20 protein-coding genes are annotated in these 23,877 nt (G+C 71.5%); 6 read left to right on the top strand and 14 right to left on the bottom strand.

The features are described 5' to 3' along the window. Window positions 1-19 precede the first annotated feature (19 nt). Genes OHT57_RS13315 through OHT57_RS13290 form a run of 6 tightly spaced genes read right to left on the bottom strand, consistent with a single transcriptional unit; the run spans window position 20 to window position 6,950 of the window. Entirely contained in the window at window positions 20-844 is an 825-nt protein-coding gene (locus OHT57_RS13315) for an HpcH/HpaI aldolase/citrate lyase family protein (RefSeq protein ID WP_328746570.1), read from the bottom strand. Next, window positions 841-2,031 carry a CaiB/BaiF CoA transferase family protein gene (locus tag OHT57_RS13310; RefSeq protein WP_328746569.1) on the bottom strand — a complete coding sequence of 397 codons (1,191 nt, stop codon included), beginning with the start codon at window positions 2,029-2,031 and terminating at the stop codon, window positions 841-843. Before OHT57_RS13310 ends, OHT57_RS13315 begins: the two co-directional genes overlap by 4 nt. Next, window positions 2,028-3,389: an ADP-ribosylglycohydrolase family protein gene (locus OHT57_RS13305; protein WP_328746568.1), complete on the bottom strand. Its 1,362-nt coding sequence runs from the start codon at window positions 3,387-3,389 to the stop codon at window positions 2,028-2,030. The genes OHT57_RS13310 and OHT57_RS13305 overlap by 4 nt, the downstream gene beginning before the upstream one ends. Next, complete coding sequence (locus OHT57_RS13300; protein WP_328746567.1) at window positions 3,377-4,555, bottom strand: ADP-ribosylglycohydrolase family protein; 1,179 nt, start codon at window positions 4,553-4,555, stop codon at window positions 3,377-3,379. The genes OHT57_RS13305 and OHT57_RS13300 overlap by 13 nt, the downstream gene beginning before the upstream one ends. 8 nt (window positions 4,556-4,563) lie before the next feature. Further along, window positions 4,564-5,880 (bottom strand): ADP-ribosylglycohydrolase family protein, encoded by a 1,317-nt coding sequence (locus OHT57_RS13295; RefSeq protein WP_328746566.1) that lies wholly within the window; start codon window positions 5,878-5,880, stop codon window positions 4,564-4,566. Continuing rightward, entirely contained in the window at window positions 5,877-6,950 is a 1,074-nt protein-coding gene (locus OHT57_RS13290; protein ID WP_328746565.1) for an ADP-ribosylglycohydrolase family protein, read from the bottom strand. Before OHT57_RS13290 ends, OHT57_RS13295 begins: the two co-directional genes overlap by 4 nt. A gap of 280 nt (window positions 6,951-7,230) precedes the next feature. On the opposite strand from OHT57_RS13290, the gene OHT57_RS13285 reads away from it, so the two are divergent. The 3 genes from OHT57_RS13285 to OHT57_RS13275 all read left to right on the top strand — a co-directional run bounded on the left by OHT57_RS13285 (window position 7,231) and on the right by OHT57_RS13275 (window position 14,389). Then, window positions 7,231-7,962, top strand: coding sequence for a VIT1/CCC1 transporter family protein (locus OHT57_RS13285; RefSeq protein WP_328746564.1), 732 nt, complete (start codon window positions 7,231-7,233; stop codon window positions 7,960-7,962). Between the two features lie 378 nt (window positions 7,963-8,340). Continuing rightward, complete coding sequence (gene gltB / locus OHT57_RS13280) at window positions 8,341-12,936, top strand: glutamate synthase large subunit (RefSeq protein ID WP_328746563.1); 4,596 nt, start codon at window positions 8,341-8,343, stop codon at window positions 12,934-12,936. After that, window positions 12,929-14,389: a glutamate synthase subunit beta gene (locus OHT57_RS13275; RefSeq protein WP_328746562.1), complete on the top strand. Its 1,461-nt coding sequence runs from the start codon at window positions 12,929-12,931 to the stop codon at window positions 14,387-14,389. The genes gltB and OHT57_RS13275 overlap by 8 nt, the downstream gene beginning before the upstream one ends. 153 nt (window positions 14,390-14,542) lie before the next feature. Here OHT57_RS13275 and OHT57_RS13270 read toward each other — a convergent pair whose 3' ends face one another. From OHT57_RS13270 to OHT57_RS13255, 4 genes are all read right to left on the bottom strand, one after another. Beyond that, window positions 14,543-15,490 carry a chitosanase gene (locus OHT57_RS13270; RefSeq protein WP_328746561.1) on the bottom strand — a complete coding sequence of 316 codons (948 nt, stop codon included), beginning with the start codon at window positions 15,488-15,490 and terminating at the stop codon, window positions 14,543-14,545. Next, window positions 15,487-15,648, bottom strand: coding sequence for a hypothetical protein (locus OHT57_RS13265; protein WP_328746560.1), 162 nt, complete (start codon window positions 15,646-15,648; stop codon window positions 15,487-15,489). The genes OHT57_RS13270 and OHT57_RS13265 overlap by 4 nt, the downstream gene beginning before the upstream one ends. A gap of 115 nt (window positions 15,649-15,763) precedes the next feature. Continuing rightward, entirely contained in the window at window positions 15,764-16,741 is a 978-nt protein-coding gene (locus OHT57_RS13260; RefSeq protein WP_328746559.1) for an acyl-CoA dehydrogenase family protein, read from the bottom strand. Beyond that, complete coding sequence (locus OHT57_RS13255; protein ID WP_328746558.1) at window positions 16,741-17,880, bottom strand: acyl-CoA dehydrogenase family protein; 1,140 nt, start codon at window positions 17,878-17,880, stop codon at window positions 16,741-16,743. Before OHT57_RS13255 ends, OHT57_RS13260 begins: the two co-directional genes overlap by 1 nt. Window positions 17,881-17,928: 48 nt before the next feature. On the opposite strand from OHT57_RS13255, the gene OHT57_RS13250 reads away from it, so the two are divergent. From OHT57_RS13250 to OHT57_RS13240, 3 genes are read left to right on the top strand one after another with little or no spacing between them, the layout of a single operon-like run. Then, window positions 17,929-18,726 carry an SDR family oxidoreductase gene (locus OHT57_RS13250; protein ID WP_328746557.1) on the top strand — a complete coding sequence of 266 codons (798 nt, stop codon included), beginning with the start codon at window positions 17,929-17,931 and terminating at the stop codon, window positions 18,724-18,726. A 13-nt stretch (window positions 18,727-18,739) separates the two neighbouring features. Then, entirely contained in the window at window positions 18,740-19,354 is a 615-nt protein-coding gene (locus OHT57_RS13245; RefSeq protein WP_328746556.1) for a TetR/AcrR family transcriptional regulator, read from the top strand. A gap of 23 nt (window positions 19,355-19,377) precedes the next feature. Then, window positions 19,378-20,535, top strand: a complete 1,158-nt coding sequence (locus OHT57_RS13240; protein ID WP_328746555.1) for an acetyl-CoA C-acetyltransferase — start codon at window positions 19,378-19,380, stop codon at window positions 20,533-20,535. 3 nt (window positions 20,536-20,538) lie between these two features. Here the strand turns inward: OHT57_RS13240 and OHT57_RS13235 are convergent, their stop codons facing one another. Genes OHT57_RS13235 through OHT57_RS13220 form a run of 4 tightly spaced genes read right to left on the bottom strand, consistent with a single transcriptional unit; the run spans window position 20,539 to window position 23,862 of the window. Next, entirely contained in the window at window positions 20,539-21,588 is a 1,050-nt protein-coding gene (locus tag OHT57_RS13235; RefSeq protein WP_328746554.1) for an NAD(P)H-dependent flavin oxidoreductase, read from the bottom strand. Continuing rightward, window positions 21,588-22,304, bottom strand: a complete 717-nt coding sequence (locus OHT57_RS13230; RefSeq protein ID WP_328746553.1) for a CoA-transferase subunit beta — start codon at window positions 22,302-22,304, stop codon at window positions 21,588-21,590. The genes OHT57_RS13235 and OHT57_RS13230 overlap by 1 nt, the downstream gene beginning before the upstream one ends. Beyond that, the gene (locus OHT57_RS13225; RefSeq protein WP_328746552.1) at window positions 22,301-23,107 is read right to left on the bottom strand and encodes a CoA transferase subunit A; all 807 of its coding nucleotides are present in this window, start codon (window positions 23,105-23,107) and stop codon (window positions 22,301-22,303) included. Before OHT57_RS13225 ends, OHT57_RS13230 begins: the two co-directional genes overlap by 4 nt. Next, the gene (locus OHT57_RS13220; RefSeq protein WP_328746551.1) at window positions 23,104-23,862 is read right to left on the bottom strand and encodes an enoyl-CoA hydratase family protein; all 759 of its coding nucleotides are present in this window, start codon (window positions 23,860-23,862) and stop codon (window positions 23,104-23,106) included. Before OHT57_RS13220 ends, OHT57_RS13225 begins: the two co-directional genes overlap by 4 nt. Window positions 23,863-23,877 lie beyond the last annotated feature (15 nt).

Here is a 23,877-nt window from a genome sequence, read left to right as displayed (position 1 = left end):
GGGGCGCCCTCGTCGTAGGTCAGCGGCGGTGGGTCAGGGACAGGGTGCGGTGGGCCTGGGCGACCACCGCCGCGTCGATGAAGGTGCCGTCCGGGAGGGCCTGGGCTCCCTGTTGGGCCTCTGCTGCCTTGAGGACGGTTTCCGCCCGCTCGATCTCCTCGTCCGTGGGGAGGTAGGCGCGCTCGATGACCGGGAGCTGGCGGGGGTGGATCGCGGCCCGTCCCAAAAAGCCCAGGGCGCGGCCGTGGGCGCAGGAGGTCCTGAGGCCGTCCAGGTCCCGGGTGTCGGGGTGGACCGACTGGGGCGGGGGCGGCAGGGCCGCGGCTCGCGCGGCGACCACGACCCGGGAGCGGGCCCAGTCGAGGCCGGTGTCGTCCCGTAGGCCCAGGTCGGCGCGGAGGTCGGCCTCGCCGAGGGCGATCCCCCGGAGGGCGGGGTGCGCGGTGGCGATGTCGTAGGCCCGCTCGATGCCCAGGGCCGATTCGAGCAGGGCGTACAGGGGCGGACCGCTTCCTTCGGCCGTGGCCGTCGTCCTCGCGACGCGGGTGATCTGGCCGGGGGTCGTGACCTTGGGCAGGCGCAGGCCGCAGAGCCCGGGAAGGGAGGCCAGCGCGGCCAGATCCGCTGCGGCCAGGGGACCGTCGAGGGCGTTCAGCCGGACGTGGACCGGGATCGGCTGGGGGTCGGTGAGGCGTTCGGCGGTGGCCTGGCGGGCGTACTCCTTGCGGTCCGCCGCGACCGCGTCCTCCAGGTCGACGACCACCACGTCGGCGCCGGCGGACAGGGCCTTGGTGACGATGGCGGGGCGATCGCCGGGGACGTACAACCAGGTGAGTGTCGTCATACGGACCCCTCCTCGCGCAGGGTGGCCAACTCGGCTTCGGCCAGGCCCAGTTCTGTCAGAACCTCCTCCGTGTCCGCGCCGTGCGGGCGGCCCGCCCAGCGGATCGCGCCGGGGGTCGAGGAGAGGCGGAAGAGGACGTTCTGCATGCGCAGTGGGCCGAGGTCGGGGTCGTCGACGGTGGTGACGGTGTCGAGGGCCTGGTACTGCGGGTCGGCCATCACGTCCCGGATGTCCTGGACGGGTGCGACCGCGGCCTCCGCTTTCTCGAAGGCCGAGAGGACCTCGGTGCGGGTGCGTCCGGCGATCCAGGAGCCGACCGCCGCGTCCAGCACGTCTGCGTGTTCCGCTCTTTGGGCTCCCGTCGCGAACCACGGCTCGTCGATCAGCTCGGGGCGGCCGACCAGCCGCATCACGCGTTCCGCGATCGACTGGGCCGACGTGGAGACGGCGACCCAGGTGCCGTCGGCCGTGCGGTAGGTGTTGCGCGGGGCGTTGTTGGCGGAACGGTTGCCGGTGCGTTCCTGGACGTGGCCGAGCTGGTCGTACCAGGTCGGCTGGGGGCCGAGGACCGTCAGGATCGGCTCGATGATCGCCATGTCGACGACCTGGCCCTCGCCGGTGCGGTCGCGGGCCGCCAGTGCCGTCATCACCGCGTAGGCCGTGGCCAGGCCGGCGATGGAGTCGGCGAGTCCGAAGGGCGGCAGGACCGGGGGCGCGCCCGGTTCGCCGGTGATCGCCGCGAAGCCGCTCATCGCCTCGGCGAGCGTGCCGAAGCCGGGGCGGTGGGCGTAGGGGCCGAACTGACCGAAGCCGGTGACCCGGGTGAGGACCAGGCGGGGGTTGACGGCGGACAGCTCGGGCCAGCCGAGGTCCCACTTCTCCAGGGTGCCGGGGCGGAAGTTCTCGATGACGACGTCCGCCGTCTCGGCCAGGCGGAGGAAGGTGGCCTGACCGCCCGGTTTCGAGAGGTCCAGCGTGATCGTGCGCTTGTTGCGGCCCAGGAGTTTCCACCACAGGCCGATGCCGTCCTTCGAGGGGCCGTGGCCGCGGGAGGGATCCGGTTTCGTCGGGTGCTCGATCTTGACGACCTCCGCGCCGAAGTCGCCGAGCATGGTGGCGGCCAGCGGACCCGCGAACAGGGTGGCCAGGTCGAGGACGCGGAGACCGGTGAGGGGGGCGTGGGTCATGGGCGGGCAGTCTCCCGGTGGGTGAGGTGGGCCAGGGTGTCGAAGCCGGTGCCGTTGAAGTCGGCGACGGAGGTGGCGAGACGGTTCTTGAGGGGGGCGGTCCAGCGGTCGGGGAGGTGGTCGGGGGCGCCGGTGAGGAGGCCGGCGATGCTTCCTGCCGTGGCGCCGTTGGAGTCGGTGTCCCAACCTCCGCTGACCGCACGGCAGATGGAGCCGGTGAAGTCGCCGCCGGCGTGGGTGAGGGCGGCGGCGATCAGCGCGGTGTTGGGAATCGCGTGGACCCAGTGGTGGGTTTCGGCGTGGGTGGCGTGGAGTTCGTCCACGACGTCGTCGAAGTCGGCGTGTTTCCCCGCGAGTTGCACGGCGTGGGTGATCGCCTTCGCCAGACGGGAGTTCGGGGGGATCACGGTGAGGCCGGTGTTCAGGCAGGCATGGATGTCGGTGGTACCGGACGCGGCCTCGGCGATCACCGCGGCCGTGAACATCGCCGCGTAGACGCCGTTCGCCGTGTGGCTGAGGGTGGCGTCCCGGTGGGCCTGTTCGGCCGCCGCGGCCGGGTTGCCGGGGTTGGTCCAGCCGTGGACGTCGGCGCGGATGAGAGCGCCGATCCATTCGCGGAAGGGGTTGCGGTGGCGGGCCGTCCTCGGGGGTTCCAGGCCCTGGAGGAGGTTGCGGTAGGCGACGCGTTCGGCGGTGAACGTTCGGCCCGCGGGGAGTTCGTCGAGCCAGCGGGTCGCCACGTCCGTGGTGGTGAAGGCCCTGCCGTGGCGTCGCAGCAACAGCAGGTTCAGCAAGGGGTAGTTGAGGTCGTCGTCCTCGGGCATGCCGTCGATGTTCTCGGCGAGGGACGTGGTGGCCGAGCGGCGGTTCCACGGGTGGGCGGTGAGGAGTTCGGCGGGTACGCCCTTCGCCGTGAAGTAGGTGTTCAGGGGCCAGTTGCCGGTGGACCGGGCGAGTCGGCGGATGGCGTCCAGGGGGAGCTTCTCCACCGGTTTGCCCAGTAGGCAGCCGACCGCCCGGCCCAGCCAGGCCGCTTCCAGCGCGGCCACGGACGGAGGCGCCGTGGGAGTGGGGGCGGGCCAGTCCGGGCACAGGTTCCGGATCCTTCTCAGATCCGTTGGCTCGCTGTCCGCCAACGTGCTGGGCAGGTCGGCCAGTTCGTCCAGCAGGTCCTCTGCCAGCTGCCGCAGATACCTCGACGCGGGCTGCCCGGAGGCGCCCGCCCGCAGCGGGGCGTCGGGGCCGCCCGCGGCCCGCCATCTCGCCGCGACCGAGGACGGCTCCCGGCCGTCCTGGGACGCCTGGCGCAGTTCGTGGCCGAGCAGGTCCTCCGGCTGGACCCAGGTCAGTCGGAGCATCTCGGGCCTCCGAGCGCCGCGAACGCCGCCTCGTGGCTTCGGCGATGGCGTACATCCTGCGCGAAGATCTCCCCGGTCACGGCCGTCAGGGTCGCCGCCGGTTCCCAGAGGTCCAGGCGGCTGGCTTCCGCGACCGTCTTGGACCAGTCCTCCGGGACCGGGGAGCCGAGCGCGCCGGCCAGCGCACCGGCCATGGTGGCGATCGAGTCGCAGTCCCTGCCGTAGTTCACCGAGCCGAGAACCGCCTGGCGGTAGTCGCCGCCGGCCACCAGCAACATCCCCAGGGCGATGGGGAGTTCCTCGATCGTGTGGAGACGGGAGGGGCGGCGGGCGCCGAGGGAGGGGGCGCGGTAGTCGGGGCCCACGGTGTCGTAGGGGGCAACGGCCTCGCGCAGGGGTCGTAGCGCCGATTCGACGTCCGTGTGCCGGCCGGCCACTTCGCAGACCTGCTCGATCGCGGTACGCGTGCCGTCCTTCGCCAGGGTCAGACAGGCCGTGACGACCGAGTCCGGTGTGGCGTCCGGGGTCGCCGCCGCGGCCACCGCCGCCGCGAAGACTCCCGCCGCCTCCCGGCCGTACGACGACTGGTGGGCGGCCGCGATGTCCAGGGCCTCCGCGTAGGCGGCCCGCGGGTCGGCCGCGTTGACCAGGCCCACGGGGGCCATGTACATCGCCGCGCCGCAGTTGACGATGTTGCCGACGCCCGCTTCCCGCGGATCCACATGGCCGTAGTGGAGGCGGGTGACCAGCCACTTCTCCGCGAGGAAGATGCGGTGCAGGGGCAGGGCCTCCGCCTCCAGTTCCGGGATCCAGCGGGGGTTCGTCATCAGGTCGGGGACCAGGTGGTCGGCGATCGCGTAGGCGTCGAGGTGGCCTCTGACGCGGTCGTAGACGCGGATCAGCGCGTGGGTCATCAAGGTGTCGTCGGTGACGTGGCCGTCGCCCTTGTGGTACGGGGCGATGGGGCGGGCGGTGCGCCAGGCGTCGCCGTTCCAGGGGCCGACGATGCCGTGGACGCGGCCGGCGTGGCGTTCGAGGATCTGGTCGGGGGAGTAGCCCTCGACGGGACCGCCGAGGGCGTCGCCGACCGCCGCACCCACGAGGGCGCCGGTGATCCTGTCCTCAAGGCTGTGCTCTGGATCGGTTTCTGGTTTTTTGGGCGTCATGCGCCGAATCATCCTCCCGGGAGGGGCGGTTGTGCGGATTCCAGGAGTCCGGCGAGTTCCACGAGGTCCGTTCCGGTGAGGCGGGGGAGGGCGCAGCCGGAGAGGGTGCGGCAGGTGGCCCGCCAGGAGGCGGGGATCGCGGCGGCGCCGCCCAGTGCGCCGGTCAGGGCCCCCGCCAGGGCGGGGGCCGAGTCGGCGACCCGGGAGAGACAGGCCGCGGCCGGGACCGCTTCGGCGATCCGGCCGCGGGCCGCGGTGGCCAGGGCGAGGGCCACCGGGACGGTTTCGGCGGCCGCGATGCCGTAGCTGTAGACGTGGTCGACGATCTCGTGTTCCAGGGCGGGGATCAGGGCGAACGCGCTGTCGGCGGACCGTGCGAGGTGCAGGGCGTGACGGGCATTGCGGCCGATCTCGGTGTCCTCGGGGAGTTCGGCGAGGGCCGCTGCCACGCAGGTGTCGACGGGTGCGCCGGTCAGGGCGAGGGACAGGGCCGCGGCCATCGCCCGGGCGCCGTGCACCCCGTCGCCGTCCTGGGTGTAGCGGGCGTCGAACTCGGCGAGATCCGCGGCGAGTCGGGGGTCGCCGAGGTGGGCGACGGCGAGGACGCAGGCCCGGACGCAGGCCGCGTCGTCGAAGTAGTGGGGGTTGTCGTGGCCGGTGGCGGGCGGGCGCAGACCGGCCACGAGGTTGCCCAGTCCCGCCCGTACGGAGATACGGGCGCGCAGCGGGAGGACGGCGGACTCGATCTCGGGGGCACGGTCCGCCGCCGCGGCCACCTCGGCGGCCAGGGCGTTCCAGGTGAGGTCGATCGCCGCTCTGGTACGGCGTTCTCGGGTCAGGTCGCCCAAGGCCGTGTCGTCTCCCGCGCGCAGGAGGGCTTCCGCGGTGAAGGCCGCCCATTCGGCGTCGTCGGAGGGGCCCAGGCGCAGCGGCTCGGGGGGCTGGTTCAGGGCGATGGGGACGGGGAGGGTGGTGGTGGCGTTCTGCTCGGCGAAGGTGTCGAGTTCGCGGGTGAGGCGGCGGGTCCAGTCGGGCATCCGGGCCGCTCGGTGGCGGGCGGCCGGCCAGCCGGCGGCGTCGCCCGCGGCCAGGCCCAGGAGGAGGCCGACGGTCCTTTCGGCCTTGTCCCCGCGGGTTGCCTGCGGCAACCGGGCCGCGTCGGGGTCCTCGGTTCCCCGGCTCCCACCGGCACCATCCGCATGGCTTTCCTGGTCGGGTGCGGGTGGCCCCTGCGGGGCGTTCCCGTCGTCGGTGGCAGCGGCTGAACTCCCGTTCGCTGTGAGGGAGAGGGCCGCCGTCTCGTCCCACGGTGCCGGTGGGGTCATGAGGACACCTCCGTGTCGTTGTCCGCCGCGAGTGCGAAGGCGTTCGGATTCGGCTGTCCGCTCCACTTCGTGTCCTCGCCCGCCACCAGCAGTTCCGCCACGTCCAGGACGTGATGGCCCGCCATGGAGGGGAGGCAGCTGCCTCGCGCCGGGCCGATCGCCGATGCCCAGTCGGCCGGGATGGCCGACGCGCCCCTGGTCGCGCCGGCCAGTGCGCCCGCCACCGCGGCCGTGGTGTCGGCGTCCCTCCCCATGTTCACCGCCGTCAGCACCGCCTCGCGGAAGTCGCCGTCGGCCACCGCGTAGGCCCCGAAGGCGAGGGCCACCGCCTCCGGGGCCAGGTCGGTCCACGGATAGCCGCCGATGACGACGCAGGAGCGGACCGCCCGTTCGCCCCGGTGGGCCACCGCCACGGCACGGCGCAGGGAGCGGGCCGTCCAGCTGTCGTCCGGGATCACCGCCAGCGCCGAGGCGACCACCGCGATCGTCGGGGCGCCTGCCATCGCCGCCGCCACTCCGGCCGCGACCGCCTGGCCGCCGTAGATGCCCTCGCCGGCATGGCTCACCGAGCCGTCGATTGCCACCAGGCGGGCGGCCTCCGCGGGGCGGCCCGCCGCGAAGACCCCGAAGGGGGCCGCCCGCATGGCCAGGCCGTCGCTCCAGGCGTGCCGGTGCTGGGCGGAGATGGGGGCGGCGAGGCCCCGGCGGAGGTTCTCCAGCGTGCCGCGCTCACTGAATCCCGCGCCCCGGAACGGGCCCTCGTCGCGGTCCGCGATCCACTCGTGCCAGGCCGCCTCCACATGGGAGGGGGTCAGGGCCGAGCCGTGGCGGGCAAGGAGCAGGCCGGAGAAGATCGCGTACTCCGTGTCGTCCGTGCCGGCCGGCTCGTCCACCACGTATCCCTCGATACGGCCCCAGCGGGCGCGGATCTCCGACGGCTTCATGTTCTCGGCGGGGGCCCCGAGGGCGTCTCCGACCGCGAGGCCCAGCAGGGCGCCGCGGGCCCGCTCGCGGAGTCCGGCGGCGCCCTGGGGCGCGGGGACCGAGGGAATGCAGGCGATCGATGCCATACGCGGCCTCTCCACAAGGACAGACGGTGTTCCGCGCGCGGGCGGAACCATTTGCCCATGTGTCCCACCATCGGCGGTTGACCTGAGCCTCCAGAGCCTCAGCATCACCCGGTCGACATATGAGCGCTGTCGCGATCGTCTGTGCATTCGAAGGTAAAGGTGCTGGTTAGCCCAGCCTTTCCTTGCTGGCGGGCGGGAATGGCCCGTCGTACTGTGGTCGTTGTTAAGAATTAGAATATGTCCAAAGTTAGCTTTGGCTTAGCTTTCCTGGGGGACCGGAATGGCCATCATCGACATCGAAGCGCCGCTGCACGAGGCACACCGCGACAACCACACGCACCGGGACGTGAACGGCGGCTGGCTGCGGCCCGCCGTCTTCGGCGCCATGGACGGACTCGTCTCCAACCTCGCCCTGATGACCGGTGTCGCCGGCGGGGCCGTCGGTCAGAACACCATCGTGCTGACCGGACTCGCGGGGCTCGCCGCCGGCGCCTTCTCCATGGCCGCCGGTGAGTACACCTCCGTCGCCGCGCAGCGCGAACTCGTCGAGGCCGAACTGGACGTGGAGCGGCGGGAGTTGCGCAAGCATCCGCAGGACGAGGAGGCCGAGCTCGCCGCCCTGTACGAGGGGCGGGGTGTCGAGCCCGCGCTGGCGCGCGAGGTCGCCCGGCAGCTGTCGAAGGACCCCGAGCAGGCCCTTGAGATCCATGCCCGTGAGGAACTGGGGATCGATCCGGGCGATCTGCCCTCCCCGCTCGTCGCCGCCGTGTCCAGCTTCGGGTCCTTCGCCCTGGGTGCGGTGCTGCCGGTGCTCCCGTATCTTCTCGGCGCGACCGTGCTCTGGCCCGCCGTGCTGCTGGCCCTTGTCGGACTGTTCGCGTGCGGTGCCGTCGTGGCCAGGGTGACCACCCGGACCTGGTGGTACAGCGGCCTGCGGCAGTTGGTCCTGGGAGGCGCGGCGGCCGGTGTGACGTACGCCCTGGGCAGTTTCTTCGGAACGGCCGTAGGATAGATCGGTTGCTACTTATGCGGTGGTCCGCATAAGTAGCCGTTACTCGCTGGTTTCGAATGCTTAACCACTGGGCATGAGCCACAAGCGCTACGGGCAATGACGCTTACGGCGCGCTCGCGGGGTCGATGACGACACCCTCCCCGCTCCCTGGGCCGACGGACATGGATCTGACCGATCAGTCCGGCTCGGTCCCCACATACTTCAAGCCACGTGTGCGACACCCCCCTCGCGCCCCGTGGCGTCCGCATGTTGGAACGGAGTATCCGGTTCCCGAGATCCGCTCCATCATGTAACCTGCACGAAATTTTGCACAACGCAGAGGGCCAACGTCGTCCCTCGGCAATCTGAATATGCCAATTGACGACGACGGGAGAGCCGATGCGTACGCCGCGCCAGCCGTCCCAGCACTCCACGAATGGCCAGAAGTGGTCCTTCATGGATGCTCGCCCTGCTGCGCAGGGTATGTACGACCCCCGCAACGAGCACGACGCCTGTGGCGTCGGCTTCGTGGCCACCCTCACCGGCGAGGCGAGCCACGCGCTGGTCGAGCAGGCGCTCACGGTTCTGCGCAACCTGGAGCACCGCGGTGCCACCGGCGCCGAGCCCGACTCGGGTGACGGCGCGGGCATCCTGTCCCAGGTTCCGGACGCCTTCTTCCGTGAGGTGGCGGACTTCGAGCTGCCCGCGGCCGGCGAGTACGCGGTCGGTATCGCCTTCCTGCCGGACGACGGCATCGAGGACGCCGTCTCGAAGATCGAGACGATCGCCCACGAGGAGGGCCTGACGGTCCTCGGCTGGCGCGAGGTCCCGGTCGCCCCGCAGCTGCTCGGCGCCACCGCCCGCTCCACGATGCCGACCTTCCGTCAGGTGTTCGTCAGCGACGGTTCCTCGGCGGACCTCGACCTCGACCGCAGGGCCTTCGTGCTGCGCAAGCGCGCCGAGCGCGAGGCCGACGTGTACTTCGCGTCGCTGTCCGCGCGGACGATCGTGTACAAGGGCATGCTGACCACCGGCCAGCTGGAGCCCTTCTTCCCGGACCTGTCCGACCGCCGCTTCGCCTCCGCGATCGCGCTCGTGCACTCCCGGTTCTCCACGAACACCTTCCCGTCGTGGCCGCTCGCCCACCCGTACCGCTTCGTCGCGCACAACGGTGAGATCAACACCGTCAAGGGCAACCGCAACTGGATGGTCGCCCGCGAGTCCCAGCTCGCCTCGGACCTCTTCGGAGGCCGGGACACCCTGGACCGGATCTTCCCGATCTGTACGCCGGACGCCTCCGACTCGGCGTCCTTCGACGAGGTGCTCGAACTCCTGCACCTGGGCGGCCGTTCACTGCCGCACTCCGTGCTGATGATGATTCCGGAGGCGTGGGAGAACCACGACTCCATGGAGCCCGCCCGCCGCGCGTTCTACGAGTTCCACTCCACGATGATGGAGCCCTGGGACGGCCCGGCCTGTGTCACCTTCACCGACGGCAAGCAGGTCGGCGCGGTCCTCGACCGCAACGGCCTTCGCCCCGGCCGCTACTGGGTCACCGACGACGGCCTCGTCGTCCTCGGCTCCGAGGTCGGCGTCCTGGACATCGACCCCGCCAAGGTGGTCCGCAAGGGCCGCCTCCAGCCCGGCCGGATGTTCCTCGTCGACACCGTCGAGCACCGCATCATCGAGGACGACGAGATCAAGGCCGGCCTCGCCGCCGAGCGGCCGTACGCCGAGTGGCTGGAGGCCGGGGAGATCGAACTCTCCGACCTGCCCGAGCGCGAGCACATCGTGCACACCCACGCCTCGGTCACCCGCCGCCAGCAGACCTTCGGTTACACCGAGGAGGAGCTGCGCGTCCTGCTCGCGCCGATGGCCAAGGCCGGTGCCGAGCCCATCGGTTCGATGGGCACCGACTCGCCGATCGCCGCGCTCTCCTCACGCCCGCGGCTGCTCTTCGACTACTTCACCCAGCTGTTCGCGCAGGTCACCAACCCGCCGCTGGACGCGATCCGCGAAGAGCTGGTCACCTCGCTGCGCAGCTCGCTGGGCCCGCAGGGCAACCTGCTGGAGCCGACCGCCGCGTCGTGCCGCACGGTCACCCTGCCGTTCCCGGTGATCGACAACGACGAGCTGGCCAAGCTCATCCACATCAACGCCGACGGCGACATGCCCGGCTTCAAGGCCGCGACCCTCTCCGGCCTGTACCGGGTCTCCGGCGGCGGCGACTCCCTCGCCGCGCGCATCGAGGAGATCTGCGCCGAGGCCGACGCCGCCATCGACAACGGCGCCCGGCTGATCGTCCTCTCCGACCGCCACTCCGACGCCGAGCACGCGCCGATCCCGTCGCTGCTGCTCACCGCGGCCGTCCACCACCACCTGATCCGCACCAAGCAGCGCACCGAGGTGGGCCTGCTGGTCGAGGCCGGTGACGTCCGCGAGGTCCACCACGTCGCCCTGCTGATCGGCTTCGGCGCCGCGGCCGTCAACCCCTACCTGGCGATGGAGTCCGTCGAGGACCTCGTCCGCGCCGGCACCTTCCTGTCGGACATCGAGTCCGAGAAGGCCATCCGCAACCTGATCTACGCCCTGGGCAAGGGTGTTCTGAAGGTCATGTCCAAGATGGGCATCTCGACCGTCGCCTCCTACCGCGGCGCCCAGGTCTTCGAGGCCGTCGGCCTCGACTCGGCCTTCGTCCAGAAGTACTTCAGCGGCACCGCCACCAAGATCGGCGGCATCGGCATCGACGTCGTCGCCAAGGAGGTCGCCGCCCGGCACGCCAAGGCGTACCCCGCCTCCGGCATCGCGCCGGCGCACCGCGCCCTGGAGATAGGCGGCGAGTACCAGTGGCGCCGCGAGGGCGAGCCGCACCTGTTCGACCCGGAGACGGTCTTCCGCCTCCAGCACTCCACGCGCGCCAACCGTTACGACATCTTCAAGAAGTACACGGACCGCGTGAACGAGCAGTCCGAGCGCCTCATGACGCTGCGCGGACTCTTCGGCTTCAAGTCGGACCGGCCCTCGATCTCCGTCGACGAGGTCGAGCCGGTCTCCGAGATCGTCAAGCGCTTCTCCACCGGCGCCATGTCGTACGGCTCCATCTCCAAGGAGGCGCACGAAACCCTCGCCATCGCCATGAACCAGCTGGGCGGCAAGTCCAACACCGGTGAGGGCGGCGAGGACGCGGACCGGCTGTACGACCCGGCCCGGCGTTCCGCGATCAAGCAGGTCGCCTCCGGCCGCTTCGGTGTGACTTCGGAGTACCTGGTCAACGCGGACGACATCCAGATCAAGATGGCCCAGGGCGCCAAGCCCGGCGAGGGCGGCCAGCTGCCCGGCCACAAGGTCTACCCGTGGGTCGCCAAGACCCGGCACTCCACCCCGGGTGTCGGTCTGATCTCCCCGCCGCCGCACCACGACATCTACTCCATCGAAGACCTCGCCCAGCTGATCCACGACCTGAAGAACGCGAACCCGCAGGCGCGGATCCACGTGAAGCTGGTCTCCGAGGTCGGCGTCGGCACCGTCGCGGCGGGCGTGTCCAAGGCCCACGCGGACGTCGTCCTGATCTCCGGTCACGACGGCGGTACCGGTGCCTCCCCGCTGACCTCGCTGAAGCACGCCGGCGGCCCCTGGGAGCTCGGTCTCGCCGAGACCCAGCAGACCCTGCTGCTCAACGGACTGCGTGACCGCATCGTCGTCCAGACCGACGGTCAGCTCAAGACCGGCCGTGACGTCGTCATCGCCGCGCTGCTCGGCGCCGAGGAGTTCGGTTTCGCAACCGCACCGCTCGTCGTCTCCGGCTGCGTCATGATGCGCGTCTGCCACCTGGACACCTGCCCGGTCGGCATCGCCACCCAGAACCCGGTACTGCGTGACCGGTTCACCGGCAAGGCCGAGTACATCGTGAACTTCTTCAAGTTCATCGCCGAAGAGGTCCGCGAGATCCTCGCCGAGCTGGGCTTCCGCACCATCGAGGAGGCCGTCGGCCACGCCGGGACCCTCGACGTCGCGCGTGCCGTCGACCACTGGAAGGCGCAGGGCCTGGACCTGGCCCCGCTCTTCTACGTGCCCGAGCTGCCCGAGGGCACCGCGCTGCACCAGGTCATCGCGCAGGACCACGGCCTGGAGAAGGCGCTCGACAACGAGCTGATCAAGCTCGCCGCCGACGCCCTGGCCGCAGACTCGGCGACCGACGCCCAGCCGGTGCGCGCCCAGGTCTCCATCCGCAACATCAACCGCACGGTCGGCACCATGCTCGGCCACGAGGTGACGAAGAAGTTCGGCGGTGCGGGCCTGCCCGAGGACACCATCGACATCACCTTCACCGGCTCGGCGGGCCAGTCCTTCGGCGCCTTCCTCCCGCGCGGTGTCACGCTGCGCCTGGAGGGCGACGCCAACGACTACGTCGGCAAGGGCCTCTCCGGCGGCCGGGTGATCGTCCGTCCCGACCGGGGCGCCGACCACCTCGCCGAGTACTCGACGATCGCGGGCAACACCATCGCGTACGGCGCGACCGGCGGCGAGCTGTTCCTGCGCGGTCGCACCGGCGAGCGCTTCTGCGTCCGCAACTCCGGTGCCACGGTCGTCTCGGAGGGCGTGGGCGACCACGGCTGCGAGTACATGACCGGCGGTCACGCGGTCGTCCTCGGACGGACGGGCCGTAACTTCGCGGCCGGCATGTCCGGCGGCGTCGCCTACGTCATCGACCTCGACCGGGACGACGTCAACGTCGGCAATGTCGACGCCATAGAGGCTCTGGACGACACGGACAAGCAGTGGCTGCACGACGTGGTGCGCCGCCACCAGGAGGAGACCGCCTCCACGGTCGCCGAGAAGCTGCTCGCCGAGTGGGACACCGCCGTGGAGCGCTTCAGCAAGATCATCCCCAGCACGTACAAGGCAGTGCTCGCCGCCAAGGACGCCGCCGAGCAGGCGGGACTCTCCGAGTCCGAGATCACCGAGAAGATGATGGAGGCGGCGATCAATGGCTGACCCGAAGGGCTTTTTGAACCACGGCCGTGAGGTCGCCAAGTCCCGCCCCGTCGACGTACGTCTGAAGGACTGGAACGAGGTCTACGTCCCCGGCTCCCTGCTGCCGATCATCAGCAAGCAGGCCAGCCGCTGCATGGACTGCGGTATCCCGTTCTGTCACAACGGCTGTCCGCTCGGGAACCTCATCCCCGAGTGGAACGACTACGCCTACCGCGAGGACTGGGCGGCCGCGAGCGAGCGTCTGCACGCGACCAACAACTTCCCCGAGTTCACGGGCCGGTTGTGCCCGGCCCCGTGCGAGTCGGCGTGTGTGCTCGGCATCAACCAGCCGGCCGTGACCATCAAGAACGTCGAGGTCTCGATCATCGACAAGGCCTGGGACAGCGGCGACGTCGCGGCCCAGGCCCCGGAGCGCCTGTCCGGCAAGACCGTCGCCGTCATCGGGTCGGGCCCCGCCGGTCTCGCCGCCGCCCAGCAGCTCACCCGGGCCGGCCACACCGTCGCCGTCTACGAGCGCGCGGACCGCATCGGAGGCCTCCTCCGCTACGGCATCCCCGAGTTCAAGATGGAGAAGCGGCACATCAACCGCCGTATCGAGCAGATGCGCGCGGAGGGCACCCGCTTCCGCACCGGCATCGAGATCGGCCGCGACCTCAAGGCGACCGACCTGAAGAAGCGGTACGACGCCGTCGTCATCGCCGCCGGCGCCACGATGGCCCGTGATCTTCCCGTCCCCGGGCGGGAGTTGAAGGGCGTCTACCAGGCGATGGAGTACCTGCCGCTGGCGAACAAGGTCCAGGAGGGTGACTACGTCACCGCCCCGGTCTCCGCCGAGGGCAAGCACGTCGTCGTCATCGGCGGTGGCGACACCGGCGCCGACTGCGTGGGCACCGCCCACCGCCAGGGCGCGGCCTCCGTCACCCAGCTGGAGATCATGCCCCAGCCGGGCGAGGAGCGGAACCCGGGCCAGCCGTGGCCGACGTTCCCGATGCTCTACAAGGTCACCTCCGCGCACGAGGAGGGCGGCGAGCGGGTCTACTCCGTCTCCACCACCCACTTCGAGGGCGACGAGGACGGCAACGTCCAGTGGCTGCACCTCAGCGAGGTCGAGTTCATCGAGGGCCGGCTGACCCCGAAGCCGGGCACCGAGCGCAAGATCCCCGCCCAGCTCGTCACCCTCGCGATGGGCTTCACCGGCACCGACCGGGACAACGGCCTGGTCGAGCAGTTCGGCCTGGACCTCGACGAGCGCGGCAACATCGCCCGCGACGCCGACTTCCAGACCAACGTGCCGGGTGTCTTCGTCGCCGGTGACGCGGGCCGCGGCCAGTCGCTCATCGTGTGGGCGATCGCGGAGGGCCGTTCGGCCGCCCGCGGCACCGACCGCTTCCTGGCCGGCGCGAGCGAACTGCCCGCGCCGATCCGCCCGACGGACCGTTCGCTGATGGTCTGACGGTGACACAGGGGACCTGACGGTCCCTCAACGAACTCCCGTACAACGGCGTACGGGCGGGCTCTCCGGGGGACATCCCCCGGACCCCCCGAGACGGCGCCTGCCCTCCACGTCCCCGACCGGACCGGAAGGCGGGCGCCGTCGCATGTCCTCTCACGGAACCCGGTACGTCTCCCCGTACACCTGCCACTCCAGCGGTGGCGTCAGGTGCAGGTTCCCCTCGTTCAGGAACCACCTCTGGGCGGTGTCGACGCGGGAGGTGTCGATGTCCGCCTTGCGCGTCTTCATGGCGGCCCGGCGGACATCGAGGAAGGCGTTCAGGTAGGCCTTCTCGGACCCGCCCTCGGCCGGGCTGTCGGCCTGTTCGAGGGCGCGTGCGCGCAGGCCGTAGAAGCTGCCGGCGTCGGTGCCGGGGCCGTGGAAGACCATGGCGTCGTAGTAGACGAACTGGCCGAGCGCACCGAGTCCGTCGAGCTTGGCGAGGCGGACGGCGGGGTCGAAGTAGACGCGGTCGCGTTCCGTGTCCTGGGCCTTCTGGAAGGCCGGCAGGGAGGCCTCCGCCTTCCACGCGGCCGTGAAGCCGGGGTCCAGGCCCTCGTGGGAATCGCTGCCGTCGACCGCGCGCAGGGCGGGCAGGTAGGCGGCGAGGCCGTTGCCGGGGTGGTCCTTCGTGTAGCGCTCGACGAGGGTGAGCAGATCGTGGGTGCCGGTGCAGAAGCCGATGAGGCCGGCCGTGTAGCCCTGGCCGTCGCCGATGTCCTCGATGTAGGCGTAGGCGCTGCGCCATTCGAGGGTGGAGTTCTCGGCGCTCGCCACCAGCTGCTGGGCGAGCTCCTTCTCGGCGGGGGCGTCCAGGCCCGGCGGCGGGCCGGCGGGCGTCTCGTCGTCCTGTGGGCTCGCTGACGGCGTCGGTGTCGGTGTCGGCTGTTCGGCCCGGGCCTTGGCGTCCAGGGGGTCCCTGGCGTTCTCGGCCGGCTGCGACCGGTGGGCGCCGAAGGGACCCGCCCGTCCCGTGTCGGACTGTTGGGGCGTGAGAAAGCAGACCGACGCCGTCACGGCCACGGGGACGGCCGCGAAGAGCAGTACTCCGGCGCGTTTCACTGGGCTCCCGTCAGCTCGGCGACCTCGGCGCCCCAGGTGCAGGTGCGCACGGGGAGCGTACGCGCAGGCGAAGGCGGCCGCATCGCGGGAGAGCCGACCGAGGAGGTGGCGCAGGCGAGCGCGTCGGGGCCGATGAGGACCTGCATGACCCGGGGCACGGCCGTGATCCGTCCGGCCGACGCCGTCCGAGCACGCCACGCCGACCGCGCACCGGCCGCGCTCAGGGCAGTGAGGCCCGACGGGGGGCCGCTGTCGCTTCCTCGTCCAGGTCCCTCAGCGGCGGCGACCATCGCTGAGGACGGTCGCGCGGCACTCGTCGGGGGTGCCCCACGCGGTGCGCAGCGCACGGGCCTTGGTGAGCCGGAGGGACAGGTCGCACTCCGCCGTGTAGCCGATCGCGCCATGGAGCTGGAGCGCGGTCCGGGCGGTCCGGTACGCCGCCTCGCAGGCCGTGACCTTGGCGGCGGCGACGTCCGAGGGGGTCATGGTCAGGGCGGCGCCGAGGAGCAGGGGGCGCGCGAACTCCAACGCGAGCTTGGCATCGGCGAGTTGGTGCTTGACGGCCTGGAAGGACCCTATGGGTGCGCCGAACTGGGTGCGCTGCTTGACGTGGGCGACCGTCATGTCGAGGAGGGCGAGGCCCGCACCGAGGGCTTGGGCGGCAGTGGTGAGGCGGGCGGTGGTGAGGGCGTGGGCGGCGGCCGCGGTCACCTGGGGACCGACGGCGAGGAGTTCGCCGCCGGGGGGGAGGTGGGAGAGGCGGCGGGCGGGGTCGAGGGAGGCACGGGGCGGGCCGACGGGCGGGGGTGCGAGGTGCAGTTCCGCCCCCGAGAGCGTCAGCCGTACATCCGCCATGTCGGCGTCCAGCGCGTACGGCCCCGTGGCCCAGGTCGCCGTCGACTCGCCCGAGGCCAGCGCGGGCAGCAGGCGCTTCGCCGGGCCGGTGTCGTCCAGCGACGCGAGCAGTGTCGCCGCCGCGACCGTCTCCACCAGCGGGCCGGGAACCGCGTGTCGCCCCAACTCCACGAAGGCCACGGCGAGTTCCACGGGACGGGGGCCCATGCCCTCGTAGGTCTCCGGTACCGCCAGGGCGAACACGCCCGCGTCGGCGACACGGTGCCACAGTGTGCGGCCGCTGTCGTGGTCGCCGCGGCTCCAGTCCCGTATCACGCGGGGCGTGTCCGCGGCCGTCAGCATCGCGTCCAAGGAGGCGGCGAACGCGCGCTGTTCGGAGTCGAGCAGAAACCGCATCACCGGCGTCCCTTCGGCAGGCCCAGAACGCGTTCGGCGATGATGTCGCGCTGGATCTCGTTCGTGCCGGCGTAGATGGGGCCGGCCAGCGCGAAGACGTACCGCTCGGCCCACTCCGTGTCCGCGAACTCGCCCTCCTCGCCCAGGAGATCGAGGGCCGTCTCGGTGAGCGCGATGTCGTACTCGGACCAGAACACCTTGTTGAGGCTGGACTCGGGGCCGAGCGCGTCGCCGTCCAGGAAACGGGAGGCGGCGGCGTAGGTGAAGAGCTGGTAGGCGCGGGCTCCGATCAGGGCGTCCGCGACCCGGTCCCGGGTGTCCCGCGGGCTGCCCTGGGTCCGCCACAGGGTGTGCAGACGCTCGGCGGCCGCGAGGTAGCGGCCCGGGGAGCGGAGCATCAGCCCGCGTTCGTTGCCCGCTGCGGACATCGCGATCCGCCAGCCCTGGCCGGGGGCGCCGATGACGTCCGCGTCGGGTACGAACACCTCGTCCAGGAAGAGCTCGGCGAAGGCCGGTTTCCCGTCGAGGCGGCGGATCGGGCGCACGGTGACACCGGCGGCACGCAGGTCGAACATCAGGTAGGTCAGGCCCTGGTGGGGTCTGGGGGTGTCCGGGTCGGTGCGGAACAGGCCGAACGCGCGGTCCGCGAAGGCGGCCCGGGAGGACCAGGTCTTCTGGCCGCTGAGCAGCCAGCCGCCCTCCGTGCGCACGGCCCTCGACCTCAGGGATGCCAGATCCGAGCCCGCCTCCGGCTCCGACCAGGCCTGCGCCCAGACCGTCTCCCCGGTGGCCATCGGCGGCAGTACGCGCGCGCGTTGCTCCGGTGTGCCGTGGTCGAAGAGGGTCGGCGCGAGGAGGCTGATGCCGTTCTGGCTGACGCGGCCGGGCGCTCCGGCCGCGTAGTACTCCTCCTCGAAGAGCAGCCAGCCGATCAGTCCGGCGTCCCGGCCGCCGTACGCCGTCGGCCAGTTGACCACCGGCCAGCGGTCCGCCGCGAGTTCCGCCTCCCAGGCGCGATGAGCCGCGAAGCCCTCCTCGGTCTCCAGGGAGGGCAGGGGAGCGGCGGGCACATGCGCGCGCAGCCATGCGCGGGCCTCGGCGCGGAAGGCATCCTCCGCCTGCGTGAACGCCAGATCCATGGCCACCCGTCCTTCCCTAACAAGTGTTTGGTAGGTTAGCGTGACGTCATGACAGGCGTCGAGAGTCCGGTGTACGAACCGGGGCACGGGCTGCTGAAGGGACGCACCGCCGTCATCACGGCCGCGGCCGGCGCGGGCATCGGCGGGGCGACCGCACGCCGCTTCCTGGAGGAGGGCGCGCGCGTCCTGATCAGCGACGCGCACGCACGCCGGCTGAAGGAGTACGGCGCCGCACTGGCCGGGGAGTTCGGCCCGGACCGGGTCGCCGTGCTGCCCTGTGACGTCACCGACGAGGAACAGGTGCGGACGCTGTTCGAGACCGCCGTAGGAGAGCACGGCAGGCTCGACATCCTCGTCAACAACGCGGGCCTCGGCGGCACTTCGGCCCTCGTCGACATGAGCGACGACCAGTGGACCCGCGTCCTGGACGTCACGCTGACCGGCACGTTCCGCTGCACCCGGGCGGCCCTGCGGCTGATGAAGGACTCCCGTGACTCCCACGGCGGAGTGATCGTCAACAACGCCTCAGTCGTCGGCTGGCGAGCCCAGGCCGGCCAGGCGCACTACGCCGCCGCGAAGGCCGGCGTGATGGCCCTGACCCGGTGCGCAGCCGTGGAGGCCGCCGAGTACGGCGTACGCGTCAACGCCGTGTCACCGAGCCTCGCCATGCACCCGCACCTGGTGAAGGTGACGTCGGCGGAGCTGCTGGCGGAACTCACCGCGCGCGAGGCCTTCGGGCGGTACGCGCAGCCCTGGGAGGTGGCCAACGTGATCGTGTTCCTGGCGTCCGGCTACTCCTCGTACATGACGGGCGAGGTCGTCGCCGTCAGCAGTCAACACGCCTAGGACAATGGACGATGTGCCGACCAAGAAGAAGCCCCAGGTGAGCGCCGCGGCGCCCGCCCGCCGTCGCGAACTCCTCGACACCGCCGCCGAGGTCTTCGCCGAACAGGGCTACAACGCCACGACCGTACGCAAGATCGCCGACCACGCGGGCATGCTCGCGGGCAGCCTCTACTACCACTTCGACTCCAAGGAATCGATGCTGGAGGAGATCCTGCGGACCTTCCTCGACGAGCTCTGGGACGGCTACGACACCGTCCTGGACGCCGAGCTGGGCCCCCGCGAGACCCTGGAGGCCCTGGTCACCGAGTCGTTCCGGGAGATCGACCGGCACCGCGCGGCCGTCGCGATCTACCAGAAGGAGAGCAGGCAGCTGGTCGCGCAGGAACGGTTCGCGTTCCTCGCCGAGTCGCAGCGCAGGTTCGAGAAGGCCTGGCTGTCCACGCTGGAGCGCGGGGTCGCGGCCGAGGTGTTCCGGGCCGACCTCGACGTACGGCTGACGTACCGGTTCGTGCGCGACACCGTGTGGGTCGCCGCGTCCTGGTACCGGCCCGGCGGACAGCACAGCCCGGAGGAGATCGCCCGGCAGTACCTGTCGATGGTGCTGGACGGGATCGCCGTACGCGAATAGCCCTTTCAGAGCAGGGAGTTGCCATGGCCGAGGCCTACATCGTCGAAGCGGTCCGTACGCCCGTCGGGCGGCGCGGGGGAGGACTGAGCGGGGTCCACCCGGCCGATCTGGGCGCACATGTGCTCAAGGCGCTGATCGCGCGCGCGGGCGTGGATCCCGCCGCCGTCGAGGACGTCGTGTTCGGGTGCCTGGACGCGGTCGGCCCGCAGGCCGGGGACATCGCGCGGACCTCGTGGCTGGCGGCCGGACTGCCCGAGGAGGTGCCCGGGGTGACCGTGGACCGGCAGTGCGGGTCCTCGCAGCAGGCCGTGCACTTCGCCGCGCAAGGTGTGCTGTCCGGGACGCAGGACCTGGTCGTCGCCGGCGGGGTGCAGAACATGTCCATGATCCCGATCGCCTTCGCGACCCGGCAGGCCGCCGAACCGCTCGGACTGACCCAGGGGCCCTTCGCGGGCAGCGAGGGCTGGCAGGCGCGGTACGGGGACCGGCCGGTGAACCAGTTCGTCGGAGCCGAGACGATCGCCGCCAAATGGGGCATCAGCAGGCAGGATCAGGAGGAGTTCGCCCTGCGCTCGCACCGGCGGGCACTGCGGGCCATCGACGAGGGGCGCTTCGAGCGCGAGACGGTGGCCTATGGCGAGGCCGCCGTCGACGAGGGCCCGCGCCGGGACACCTCCCTGGAGAAGATGGCCGCCCTGAAGCCGGTCATCGAGGGCGGCACCGTCACGGCCGCCTGCTCCTCGCAGGTCTCCGACGGCGCGGCCGCCATGCTGATCGCCTCGGAACGGGCGGTCCGCGAACACGGCCTCACGCCACGTGCCCGCGTCCACCACCTCTCCGTGCGCGGCGAGGACCCCATCCGCATGCTCACCGCCCCCATCCCGGCCACCGCCCACGCCCTGAAGAAGACCGGCCTCACCATCGACGACATCGACCTCGTCGAGATCAACGAGGCCTTCGCCCCGGTCGTCCTGGCCTGGCTGAAGGAGACCGGGGCCGACCCCGACAAGGTCAACGTCAACGGCGGCGCGATCGCCCTCGGACACCCGCTGGGCGCCACGGGCCTGAAGCTCATGACGACCCTGCTCCACGAACTGGAACGCACAGGCGGCCGGTACGGACTCCAGACGATGTGCGAGGGCGGCGGGCAGGCGAACGTGACGGTGATCGAGCGGGTGTGACGGTCATCCAAGGTCTCTGAGGGCCTCCAGAACCTCCTCCGCCTCCTTCACGATCCGTGTCACCAGTTCCGCGCACGACGGCAGGTCGTCGATCACCCCGGCGACCTGGCCGGAGGCCATGACGCCGAGATCCGTACGGCCGTCGACCATCGCGGACCTGAGCAGCATGGGCGTGTTGGCGGCGAGCAGGACCTGGCTCCAGGACAGGTCCTTGCCGTGGCGCATCGCGAGGCCGTCGCGGGCCATCGCCCGCCAGGTCAGCCCCGACAGTCTCCGGAAGCCGGCCGCTCGGTGCACCGCGTGCCAAAGGGCCCTGGCCCGGCCGGAGTTCTCCAGCGTGGTCACCAGGTCGGTGCGGAGCATGCGGTGGGGGAGTCCGTCGACCGCCCGGGTCACCGTCACGTCCTTGACCGTCGCCGCCAGATAGCGCGCTTTCACCGCCTCCGGCACCGTCGAGTCCGAGGTGAGCAGGAACCGGGTGCCCATGGCGACGCCCGCCGCCCCGTACGCGAGCGCGGCGACCAGGCCCCGCCCGTCGAAGAAGCCGCCCGCCGCCACGACCGGGATGTCCACCGCGTCCACGACCTGCGGCAGCAGCACCGTCGTCGCCACGTCCCCGGTGTGCCCGCCGCCCTCCCCGCCCTGCACGATCACCGCGTCCGCGCCCCAGGCCGCGACCTTCTCGGCATGTCGGCGGGCCCCGACGGACGGGATCACGACGACCCCCGCCGCCTTCAGTTCACCGATCAGCGCGGCGGAGGGCGCGAGCGCGAAGGACGCCACCCGCACGCCCTCGTCGACGATCACCCGCACCCGGTCCCCGGCGTCCGCCGCGTCGGCCCGCAGATTGACCCCGAAGGGCGCGTCCGTACGGGACTTCACCTCCCGTACCGCGTCGCGCAGTTGGCCGAGTGTCATGGTCGCGGAGGCCAGGATGCCGAGCGCGCCCGCGTTCGCCGTGGCGGATACCAGGCGTGGTCCGGCGACCCACCCCATCCCGGTCTGCACGATCGGGTGGCGGACGCCGACCAGCCGGGTGAACGCGGTCTCCATCAGCTGCCGACCTCCCGGGAGCGGGTGTTGTGCGGGTCGAGCACCTCGCGGATCAACTCCAGCTCCTGGTCCGTCGGTTCACGGGTGTACGGCACCTCGTCGGGGATCACCGGGTCGAAGCCGGTGGCCTGTCTGACCTGGTCCACGGTGACCCCCGGATGCAGCGACGCCAGCCGCATCGCGTGGTCCGGCGTCGCGAAGTCGAAGACGCCCAGGTCGGAGACGACCCGGGGGATCCGGTGGTAGCGGGCTCCGGCCGCACGGTCGTACCCCACCCCGCACACCATGTCGACCTTCTCCACGAACACCCGCCGGGAGTGCCTCGGCACCCAGTAACTGGTCGGGTTGTTGAGGGTGTTGACCGGCGCTCCCCGCACCCCGAGCAGCTGTCGCGTCGGCCGGGCCCAGTCGCCGATGCAGGAGATGTTCTGGTTGCCGTACCGGTCGATCTGGCTCGCGCCCATCATCACGTGCCGCCGGCCGCCGGTGACCAGGGCGAGGTGCTGTCGGTACGGCAGCCAGCCCTCGACGGTGCCGTCGTCCCGCACGAGCATCGCCTCGCCGTCGGTGAGGAGGAGGTCGGGGGAGAACGTCCGCCGGGCCAGGCGGGCGCCGACGGAGGGGATCAGGCCCATCGGGCTGGCGAGGATCTCACCCCCGCCGCGCCAGGCGTCGGCGCAGGCGATCACGCAGTACTCGCTCCGCGTCACGGTCACGGTGTCGTCCCCTTCAGATGGCGCTCGGCGAACTCCGGCCAGGGTGTGCTCGCGTACTCCTTCTGTGCGGCCTCGTCCCGGCCGTAGTCCGGTGCGCAGGACGTGAAGTGCGCTCCGTTCGGAGCCTCGACGACACCCGTCACCGTGTGCCGCCTGACCAGGAGCGACTGGAGGGCCGCCCCCTTGGTCAACTCGGCGGTGTCGACGACCTGTTCGCACGAGACGTAGGCCGCGCCGGCGGCCTCGCAGAACAGGTCGTCGAAGTACGGGTCGGGGCCCAGGTACTGCGCGTTGCCGAGCCGGTCGGCACGGTTGAGGTGGACGAGGGCCGCGTCGAGACGCAGCGCGGGCATGGCGACGAAGGTCTCCCCGTCGTCGTACGGCGATGTCACCGTGCGCAGGCCGGGGTTGACCCGCATCACGTCCGAGCCGATGCCCGCCCGCACCGGCAGGAACGGCAGCCGGTTCGCCGCGGCCCGCAGCCCCCACATGAACATGGCCTCGTCGATCTCCATGAGCTCGAAGGCGCCGCGCTCGCGGGCCGCCCGGTAGTGCGGTTCCAGGGGGATCGAGTCGAGGGTGACGAAAGGGGCGACCAGTTTCCGTATCCGGCCGGCGGCGGCGAGCATGCCGACGTCCGGGCCGCCGCAGGAGACGACCGTCAGGTCGGTGACATCGGAGCGCAGCAGCGCGTGGACCAGGGCCATCGGCTTGCGGCGGGAACCCCAGCCGCCGATGCCCAGGGTCATCCCACTGGCCAGCCGGGCGACCGCCTCGTCGGCGGACATCGTCTTGTCGCTCACGTCCCGTCCCTTCCGAACCTGTCGCGGACCCGGTCGGCGACCCCGGCGACGCTCGCCTCGAAGGTGAAACCCTGCTCGAAGCGGTAGCTGCGGCGGACGTCGACGGGGTCGATGCCGTTGATCGCGGCCTTTGCGAGGCGCAGCAGCTCGCCGTCCTTGGCGGCAATCTCGCGGGCCAACTCCACTGCGGCGGCGGACAGTTCCTCGCGGGGGACCACTCGCCACACCGAGCCGTGCGCGTGCAGCTCGGCCGCCGTCACCGTGCGCGAGGTGTAGTACAGGGCGCGCATCAGATGCTGCGGGACCAGGCGGGACAGATGGGTGGCTGCGCCCAGCGCCCCGCGGTCCAGTTCGGGCAGTCCGAAGGTGGCGTCCTCGCTCGCCACGACGACGTCCGCGTTGCCCACGAGCCCGATCCCGCCGCCCAGACAGAACCCCTGGACGGCCGCGACGACGGGTACCTCGCACTCGTACACCGCCGAAAAGGCCTCGAAGCAGCCGCGGTTGGCGCCGATCAGGGCGCCGGGCCCCTGGCTCTGGAGCTCCTTGATGTCCACGCCCGCGTTGAACCCGCGCCCCTTCGCGGCCAGGACCACGCACCGTACCTGCGGGTCGCGGCCCGCGGTGCGCACGGCGTCGGCCAGAGCGAACCAGCCGTCCACCGGGAGGGCGTTCACCGGCGGGAAGTCGACCGTGACGACGGCGACGCCCTCTTTTTCCAGCCCCTTTTCCGGGGGCGAGGTGGAGACACCCATGGAAGCATCAGCTAC

It is taken from the genome of Streptomyces sp. NBC_00285 (genome assembly GCF_036174265.1).
Lineage (GTDB): Bacteria > Actinomycetota > Actinomycetes > Streptomycetales > Streptomycetaceae > Streptomyces.
The sequence above is the reverse complement of the archived record's forward strand: the minus strand, read 5'-3'. Positions and strand labels throughout refer to the sequence as shown.

Coding starts and splice junctions, on each gene's coding strand:
- OHT57_RS13315 (WP_328746570.1), bottom strand. CDS start 844: ATGACGACACTCACCTGGTTGTACGTCCCCGGCGATCGCCCCGCCATC.
- OHT57_RS13310 (WP_328746569.1), bottom strand. CDS start 2,031: ATGACCCACGCCCCCCTCACCGGTCTCCGCGTCCTCGACCTGGCCACC.
- OHT57_RS13305 (WP_328746568.1), bottom strand. CDS start 3,389: ATGCTCCGACTGACCTGGGTCCAGCCGGAGGACCTGCTCGGCCACGAA.
- OHT57_RS13300 (WP_328746567.1), bottom strand. CDS start 4,555: ATGACGCCCAAAAAACCAGAAACCGATCCAGAGCACAGCCTTGAGGAC.
- OHT57_RS13295 (WP_328746566.1), bottom strand. CDS start 5,880: ATGACCCCACCGGCACCGTGGGACGAGACGGCGGCCCTCTCCCTCACA.
- OHT57_RS13290 (WP_328746565.1), bottom strand. CDS start 6,950: ATGGCATCGATCGCCTGCATTCCCTCGGTCCCCGCGCCCCAGGGCGCC.
- OHT57_RS13285 (WP_328746564.1), top strand. CDS start 7,231: ATGGCCATCATCGACATCGAAGCGCCGCTGCACGAGGCACACCGCGAC.
- gltB (WP_328746563.1), top strand. CDS start 8,341: ATGCGTACGCCGCGCCAGCCGTCCCAGCACTCCACGAATGGCCAGAAG.
- OHT57_RS13275 (WP_328746562.1), top strand. CDS start 12,929: ATGGCTGACCCGAAGGGCTTTTTGAACCACGGCCGTGAGGTCGCCAAG.
- OHT57_RS13260 (WP_328746559.1), bottom strand. CDS start 16,741: ATGCGGTTTCTGCTCGACTCCGAACAGCGCGCGTTCGCCGCCTCCTTG.
- OHT57_RS13255 (WP_328746558.1), bottom strand. CDS start 17,880: ATGGATCTGGCGTTCACGCAGGCGGAGGATGCCTTCCGCGCCGAGGCC.
- OHT57_RS13250 (WP_328746557.1), top strand. CDS start 17,929: ATGACAGGCGTCGAGAGTCCGGTGTACGAACCGGGGCACGGGCTGCTG.
- OHT57_RS13240 (WP_328746555.1), top strand. CDS start 19,378: ATGGCCGAGGCCTACATCGTCGAAGCGGTCCGTACGCCCGTCGGGCGG.
- OHT57_RS13235 (WP_328746554.1), bottom strand. CDS start 21,588: ATGGAGACCGCGTTCACCCGGCTGGTCGGCGTCCGCCACCCGATCGTG.
- OHT57_RS13220 (WP_328746551.1), bottom strand. CDS start 23,862: ATGGGTGTCTCCACCTCGCCCCCGGAAAAGGGGCTGGAAAAAGAGGGC.